The organism is Kitasatospora sp. NPDC057512 (assembly GCF_042802135.1).
In the GTDB taxonomy this organism is placed as follows: Bacteria; Actinomycetota; Actinomycetes; order Streptomycetales; family Streptomycetaceae; genus Kitasatospora.
Genome location: NZ_JBHVET010000503.1, coordinates 1 through 6,602, shown reverse-complemented (window position 1 = coordinate 6,602; position 6,602 = coordinate 1). Strand labels below are relative to the sequence as shown.

The following is a 6,602-nucleotide window of genomic DNA, read 5'->3' as shown; positions in this document are numbered from 1 at the left end:
TCCGGGTGGGGCCCATTTGTTTTTCCCATGCGCTTTCCGTCATTTGCTTTTCGCCATGACTTATCACACCCTGACTTATGTGTGGTTTATGTGAAGGAAAGTGTGAGATGGGGCTCATTGCCCATCTATAGGCCGTAGTTCGGGTTGCCCCTAGATTGAGGGGAGCCGCCCGAAAGGCTCCTCATGCGCAATCCCTCTCCCGCCGCCCCCACCGCCGTGGTCGGCGGCAGGCTCGCGGCCGTCGGCCGGTTCTGCTTCCGCCACCGCCGCTGGGTGCTCGGCCTGTGGGCCGTCGTCCTGGTGGTCGGCGTCCTGATCGGGGGCCGGGTCTTCGAGGGCTCGGTGGCCGGGGCCTCCTCCGCCAGCGCCGAGGCCGACCGGGGCGGCGCGGTGGTCGCCGCCGCCGACCCGGCCAAGGGCACCGTCACCGCCGTGGTGGACGGCCGGCCGGTGGACGATCCGGCGGTGAAGGCCGCCGTCGAGCGGGCCACCGCCGAGATCGCCGCCCTGCCCGGGGTCTCCTCCGCCCTCGACGCGTACGGCACCGGACCGGCTCCGGCCGCGCTGCGCTCCGCCGACGGGACGGCGAGCCTGGTCACCGTACGGATGGCCGACACCGCGAGCACCGCCCAGACCGACGCCGTCACCCGGCGGCTCGCGGCGCTGGACGGGGCGGGCGGCGCCCATGTCACGGTCGGCGGGGACCTGGTGCTCCAGCAGGAGGTCAAGAAGCAGACCGAGAAGGACACCCGGTTCGGCGAGCTGGTGACGCTGCCGCTCACGCTGATCGTCATGGTGCTGGTCTTCGGCGGGCTGGCGGCGGCCGCGCTGCCGGCGATCGGGGCGGTCGCCTCGGTGGGCGGTGCGCTGCTGGCGATGTTCGGGTTCAGCCGGATCATGGACATCGACACCAGCGTGCTGCCGATCGCCACGGTGCTGGGGCTCGGCCTCTCGATCGACTACGCGCTGCTCATGGTGAATCGTTTCCGCGAGGAACGCGGCCACGGCGCGGACATCGCCGCCGCCGTCGAACGGACCGCGGCGACCGCCGGACGCACCGTGGCCTTCTCCGGACTGACCGTGGCCGTCGCCCTCTCCGGCCTGTTCGTCTTCACCAGCCCGGTCCTCGGCGCGGTGGCCGCGGCCGGGGTGAGCGTGGTGGTGATCGCCGTCGCCGCCGCGCTGACCCTGATCCCCGCCCTGCTCGGCTTCGCCGGCGCGCGGATCAAGGCGCCCGCCGTGCCCGTGGCCGACGAGGGGTTCTTCAGCCGGACCGTGCGCCGGGTGCGCAAGCGGGCGGTCCTGGTCACGCTCGCCTCGGTGGCGCTGCTGATGGCGGCCGGGGCGCCGTTCCTCCACGCCGAGATGCGCAGCTCCGGCGCCGCCGTCCTGCCCGCCTCCTCGGCCGGGCGGCAGGTCGCCGAGACGATCGACCAGCGCTTCCCGCAGGCCTCGGCCGCGCCGATCACGGTCGTGGTCGAGGGCGGGGCGCCGGTGGCGCAGGCGTACGCGGACGAGGTGGTCGCCAAGCTGCCCGGGGTGAGCGGGGTTCGGGCCGTGTCGCCGGTGGGCGACGCGGTCTCCACGATCGACGTCCTGGTGCCCGGGGACCCGCAGGGCGGGCAGGCCCGGCAGGTGGTCGAGGAGCTGCGGGCCGACCGCGGCGGGCTGACCACCTACGTCACCGGCGGCGCGGCCTCGGTGGTGGACTTCCAGGACGAGCTGCTCTCGCGCGGACCGTGGGCGCTGGGCCTGGTCGCGGCCGGGACGCTGGTGCTGCTCTTCCTGATGACCGGCTCGGTGGTGATGCCGGTCAAGGCGCTGCTGATGAACCTGCTCTCGCTGGGCGCCTCGCTCGGCGCGCTCACCCTGGTGTTCCAGGACGGCTGGTTCAGCGGGCTGCTCGGGTTCAGCCCGACCGGCGGGCTGGAGACCTTCATACCGGTGCTGGTCTTCGCCTTCGCCTTCGGGCTGTCGATGGACTACGAGGTGTTCCTGCTCGCCCGGATCAGGGAGCTGACCCTGCGCGGGCACGGCTGTGTCCGGGCGGTGGAGCTGGGCGTGCAGCGCAGCGGTCGGATCATCACCTCGGCGGCGCTGCTGATGGTGATCGTCTTCGCCGGGTTCGCGCTCGGGGACATGCTCATGGTCAAGCAGATGGGCATCGCGCTGGCCGTCGCCGTCGCGGTGGACGCCACCCTGGTGCGGTGCCTGCTGGTGCCCGCCGCGATGAGCCTGTTCGGCGAGTTCAACTGGTGGGCGCCCGCCCCGCTGCGGCGGCTGCACCGGCGGTTCGGGCTGAGCGAGCACGTCGACCTGCCGGAGATCGGGGCCGTGCCGGAGACCGGGGCTGTGCGGGAGACCGGGGCTGTGCCGGAGACCGGGGCGGCGGCCGTTCCGGCGCCGCGGCCGGTGGTTCCGGCGGCGGAGATCGGGGCGGCGGTGGTCCCGGCGCCGCGGCCGGCCGACGGGGAGGCGACGGCCCGCGACGGCCTGGTCGGCTCAGCCCAGTCGGCGTAGCAGGTCGACCGCGGCGCGGAGCCGGTCCCGTTCGGCGGGGTCGAGGCGGGACTCGATGGCGGTGGCGATCCGGTGTTCGCGGCGGGCGCGCTGGTCGAGCAGGGCGGTGCGGCCGGCCCCGGTGGCGGTGACGAGCAGTTTGCGGCCGTCGGTGGGGTGGGGCTGCTGGACGACCAGCCCGGCCTCGGTCATCAGCGCGACGGTGCGGGCCATCGACTGGTGGCGGACCCGCTGGAGGGCGGCGAGTTCGGCGACCGTGCAGGAGCGCTCGTCGCGGACCAGCAGGCCGAGGACGGCGGCCTGGTTCTGCGGCAGTTCGTCGCTGTCGCGCAGGGAGCGGACCAGGCTGCCGAGGGCGGCGCGCAGGTCGGCGGCGAGTTCCAGGGTGTCCGGGTGCGGGGCTTCGCTGCTCATGGGGGAAGTCTATCGGCAAAATGTCCAGCACTGCTGTACAGCCTTGCTGTATGGTTTCGAGCATGCGAATCACCAAGTTCGGACATGCCTGCGTACGCGTCGAGCACGGCGGCAGCACGGTCGTCGTCGACCCCGGGAGCTTCACCGACCCCGCCGCCCTGGCCGGGGCGGACGCCGTCCTGATCACCCACGAGCACATGGACCACTTCGAGGAGTCCCGGCTGCGCGCCGCGCTGGAGGCCGACCCGGCGCTGCGGGTGTGGACCAACCGGGCCGTCGCCGACCAGCTGGACGGCGTGGCGCAGCGGGTCGGCGTGGTCGGCGAGGGCGACGCCTTCGAGGTCGGCGGGCTCGGCGTCTCGGTGCACGGCGAGTGGCACGCGGAGATCCACCGGGACATCCCGCGGGTGCGGAACATCGGCTTCCTCCTCGACGGCCGGCTGTTCCACCCCGGCGACGCGTTCACCGTGCCGCCGCACGCCGTGGAGACCCTGCTGCTGCCGATCGCGGCACCCTGGAGCAAGGCCTCCGAGGTGGTCGACTACGTCCGGGAGGCCGGGCCGCGCCGGGCGGTGCCGGTGCACGAGGCGGTGCTCAGCCCGATCGGGCTCGCCGTGCAGACCCGGCTGGTCGGGCCGGACGGGCCGGGGACGGGTGCGGAGCTGTTGGTGCTGGGGGAGGGCGAGAGCCTGGAGCTGGGCTGACCGGGCTCGTGCGCGACCGGGCCTGTGCTCGACCGGGCTCGTGCGCGACCGGGCCTGTGCTCGACCGGGTCCGGGCTTCGCGGGGTTTGGGCCGGCCGGGCCTCTGCTGACGGGGCCAAGGGGGCACCGGTAGCCTGACGCCATGCTGAAGATCGGACTGACGGGCGGCATCGGCGCGGGCAAGAGCGAGGTGTCCCGGCTGTTCGCCGCGCGTGGCGCGGTGATCGTGGACTCCGACGTGATCGCCCGCGAGGTGGTCGCCCCCGGGACGGACGGTCTGGCGGCCGTGGTCGCCGAGTTCGGACCGCAGGTGCTGCGGGAGGACGGCTCGCTGGACCGTCCGGCGCTCGGCGCGGTCGTGTTCGCCGACCCGGAGCGGCTGAAGGCGCTGAACGCGATCGTCCACCCGCTGGTACGGACCCGCTCCGCCGAGCTGGAGGCGGCGGCCGCGCCGGACGCGGTCGTGGTCCACGACGTGCCGCTGCTGGCCGAGAACGGCCTGGCGCCGCTGTTCGACCTGGTCGTGGTGGTGGACGCGGCCGACGACGTGCGGCTGGACCGGCTGGTGCGGCTGCGCGGGATGGCCGAGGAGGAGGCCCGGGCCCGGATGGCCGCGCAGGCCTCCCGGGACGACCGGCTGGCGATCGCGGACCTGGTGATCGACAACGGCGGCGGCCTGGCGGAGCTGGAGGCGCGGGTGGACGGGGTCTGGGCGGAGCTGGTGCGGCGCGCGGCGGCCTGACGCCGGGTCGGTCCCCGGAGGTCGATCGGGGCGGCCGGCGGCCGGCGGCCGTCGCCCGGCGGACCGAGTGGCCGTCGGACCGAGTGGCCGGGAAGGGACTGGTGGAAGGCTCCGGCGGGAGGGGAGCATGGCGGGATGGATGATCGTTTCTCGCCCGCGCCGCCTCTCGCCGGACAGCCTCCCGTCGGACGACCTCCCGCCGGACAGCCACTCGTCGGAGCGCCCGTGGTCGAACGGCTCGCTCAGTACGGCCGCGCCGAGCAGGATGAGATCCTCGGCCCCGGGGACGACCCGTACGGCGTCGCGTACACGGGGTTGACCTTCCGCCCCAAGGAGATCCACTTCGGCGTCCGGGCCGCCGACGGCCGGCTCGTCGCCCACACCGGGCTGCTGCCGCTGCCGCTCACCGTGGGCGGCACCGACCTGGCCGTGATGGGCGTCGGCGGGGTCTGCGTCGCGCCCGACCGGCGCCACGGCGGCCTGGCGCAGGCCGTGGTCGGGGCCGCCCTCGACCACGCGCGCACGCTCGGCCACCGGTACGCGCTGCTGTTCTGCCGCCCGCCGCTGGCCGCGTTCTACCGGGGGCTCGGCTTCCGGGAGGTGGCCGAGGGGGTGACGGTGGAGCAGCCGGAGGGACGGCTGGCGGAGATGCCGCTGCGCACCATGTGGGCGCCGCTGGCCGCCGGGGCCGGCTGGCCGGAGGGGCCGGTGCGGCTGCGGTCGCTGCCGATGTGAGACGCGCTCGGGTACGAGGCGCGCTCAGGTGCGGGGCCTGATCAGGCCGTTGTCACGGTTGCGAACGGGGTGCCCGCGTCCGCGTCCGCGTGCGCCACGGCGGCGCCGGCCAGGGCGCGGATCATGGGGTGCGCCCGGGTGCCGTCGCCGGCCAGCTCGGGCTGGAAGAGCGAGGCCAGGAAGAACGGGTGGCCGGGCAGCTCCAGGACGCGCACCCCGCCCGACCCGTCCGCGCCGCTGAACCGCAGGCCCTGCGCGGAGAGCCGCTCCAGGTACGCGCCGTTGAGGCCGTACGCGCAGTGGTAGCGCTCCAGGGTGCTGGTGGCGCCGAGGACCCGCTCGGCGAGGCTCCCCGGGGTGATGGTGACGGCCCCCTCGTGGCCGACCAGCGAGCAGGCCAGCGGGGCGATCACCTGCTGGTCCGCGTCCGGGTGGTCCTCGCCATGGACGGCCCCGGCCAGGCCGCAGACGTTCCGGGCGTACTCCAGCACCGCGTGCTGGAACCCGGCGCAGGTGCCGAGGAAGGGGATGCCGCGCTCGCGGGCGGTCCGGACGGCGGCCAGCGCGCCCGCCTCGCTGCGGTACGGGCTGCCGGGCAGCAGCCAGACCGCGTCGAAGCCGTCCAGGGCGCCGGGCTCGGCGGCGTCCCCGGTCGGGATCCAGTAGGCGTCCAGGACGAGGTGGTCGTGCTCGGCGAGGGCGTCCAGCAGGCCCGGGATCCGGGCGTGCGAGCGGACGGCGGGGGAGCGGTCGCCCACCAGGGCGACCCGCGGGGTCGGATGCGTCATGCGGCTATCCTGACCCCGCACCCGAGATCAGCGCCAACGATGATTCCTTAAGCTTCGATCAGATCGGTTGATGCCCGCCGTGGACCCGCAGCAGCTGCGCACCTTCGTCACCGTCGCCCGCCTCGCCTCCTTCTCGGAGGCGGCGCGGGAGCTCGGCTACACCCAGTCCGCGGTCTCCCAGCAGATCGCCGCGCTGGAGGCGGACCTCGGGACCGCGCTGCTGCTCCGCCGCCCGGTCGGCCCGACCGGGGCCGGGCAGCGGCTGCTGGAGCACGCCGCGCCGCTGCTGGTCCGGCTGGAGGCGGCGCGCGCCGACGTCGCGCGCCTGGCGGGCGCCCCGAACACCCGGCTGGTGCTCGGGGCCACCGCGCTGGCGGTCGGTGCGACGCTGGGGCGCGCGCTCGGCGAGGTGCGCCGGGCGTACCCGAGGGTGGAACCGGTGGTCCGGGTCCTCGCCCAGGACGTGCTGCCCGCCCAGGTCGCCACCGGCGAGGTCGACCTCGCCCTGATCGACGGACTGGCCGCGCCCAGCGACCCGCTGCCGCTGCCCGACGTCGGCCCGCTGCGCACCGTCGCGGTGGCCGAGCGGCCGGTCGCCGTCGCGCTGCCCGCCGGCCACCCGCTGGCCGGCCGTGCCGGGCTCGCGCTCGCCGACCTCTCCGCCGCCCGCTGGCTGGACGCCCCCGACCTCACCCCGCC

General features: G+C 75.2%; 7 protein-coding genes. 5 read left to right on the top strand and 2 right to left on the bottom strand.

Annotated elements, in window-relative coordinates; translation table 11 throughout:
- Positions 1 to 183: 183 nt before the first annotated feature.
- A complete protein-coding gene (locus ACFU6K_RS27575) occupies positions 184 to 2,520 on the top strand; it encodes an MMPL family transporter (protein ID WP_380667424.1) in 2,337 nt (778 codons plus the stop codon).
- Here ACFU6K_RS27575 and ACFU6K_RS27570 read toward each other — a convergent pair.
- Positions 2,503 to 2,934, bottom strand: coding sequence for a MarR family winged helix-turn-helix transcriptional regulator (locus ACFU6K_RS27570; protein WP_380667422.1), 432 nt, complete (start codon positions 2,932 to 2,934; stop codon positions 2,503 to 2,505). The genes ACFU6K_RS27575 and ACFU6K_RS27570 overlap by 18 nt on opposite strands.
- A 62-nt stretch (positions 2,935 to 2,996) precedes the next feature.
- Here ACFU6K_RS27570 and ACFU6K_RS27565 point away from each other — a divergent pair, with 62 nt between their 5' ends.
- From ACFU6K_RS27565 to ACFU6K_RS27555, 3 genes are all read left to right on the top strand, one after another.
- Entirely contained in the window at positions 2,997 to 3,638 is a 642-nt protein-coding gene (locus ACFU6K_RS27565; RefSeq protein WP_380667420.1) for an MBL fold metallo-hydrolase, read from the top strand.
- 142 nt (positions 3,639 to 3,780) lie between these two features.
- Positions 3,781 to 4,380 carry a dephospho-CoA kinase gene (gene coaE / locus ACFU6K_RS27560; protein WP_380667418.1) on the top strand — a complete coding sequence of 200 codons (600 nt, stop codon included), beginning with the start codon at positions 3,781 to 3,783 and terminating at the stop codon, positions 4,378 to 4,380.
- Between the two features lie 225 nt (positions 4,381 to 4,605).
- Positions 4,606 to 5,115, top strand: a complete 510-nt coding sequence (locus ACFU6K_RS27555; protein ID WP_380667416.1) for a GNAT family N-acetyltransferase — start codon at positions 4,606 to 4,608, stop codon at positions 5,113 to 5,115.
- A gap of 41 nt (positions 5,116 to 5,156) precedes the next feature.
- Here the strand turns inward: ACFU6K_RS27555 and ACFU6K_RS27550 are convergent, their stop codons facing one another.
- On the bottom strand, positions 5,157 to 5,903 hold the full coding sequence (locus tag ACFU6K_RS27550; protein WP_380667414.1) for a hypothetical protein: 747 nt from the start codon (positions 5,901 to 5,903) through the stop codon (positions 5,157 to 5,159).
- Positions 5,904 to 5,973: 70 nt separating this feature from the next.
- On the opposite strand from ACFU6K_RS27550, the gene ACFU6K_RS27545 reads away from it, so the two are divergent.
- Positions 5,974 to 6,602, top strand: a 629-nt coding sequence (locus ACFU6K_RS27545; RefSeq protein ID WP_380667412.1) for a LysR family transcriptional regulator, incomplete at its 3' end; no start/stop codon positions are given.

Coding starts and splice junctions, on each gene's coding strand:
- ACFU6K_RS27565 (WP_380667420.1), top strand. CDS start 2,997: ATGCGAATCACCAAGTTCGGACATGCCTGCGTACGCGTCGAGCACGGC.
- ACFU6K_RS27575 (WP_380667424.1), top strand. CDS start 184: ATGCGCAATCCCTCTCCCGCCGCCCCCACCGCCGTGGTCGGCGGCAGG.
- ACFU6K_RS27570 (WP_380667422.1), bottom strand. CDS start 2,934: ATGAGCAGCGAAGCCCCGCACCCGGACACCCTGGAACTCGCCGCCGAC.
- ACFU6K_RS27550 (WP_380667414.1), bottom strand. CDS start 5,903: ATGACGCATCCGACCCCGCGGGTCGCCCTGGTGGGCGACCGCTCCCCC.
- coaE (WP_380667418.1), top strand. CDS start 3,781: ATGCTGAAGATCGGACTGACGGGCGGCATCGGCGCGGGCAAGAGCGAG.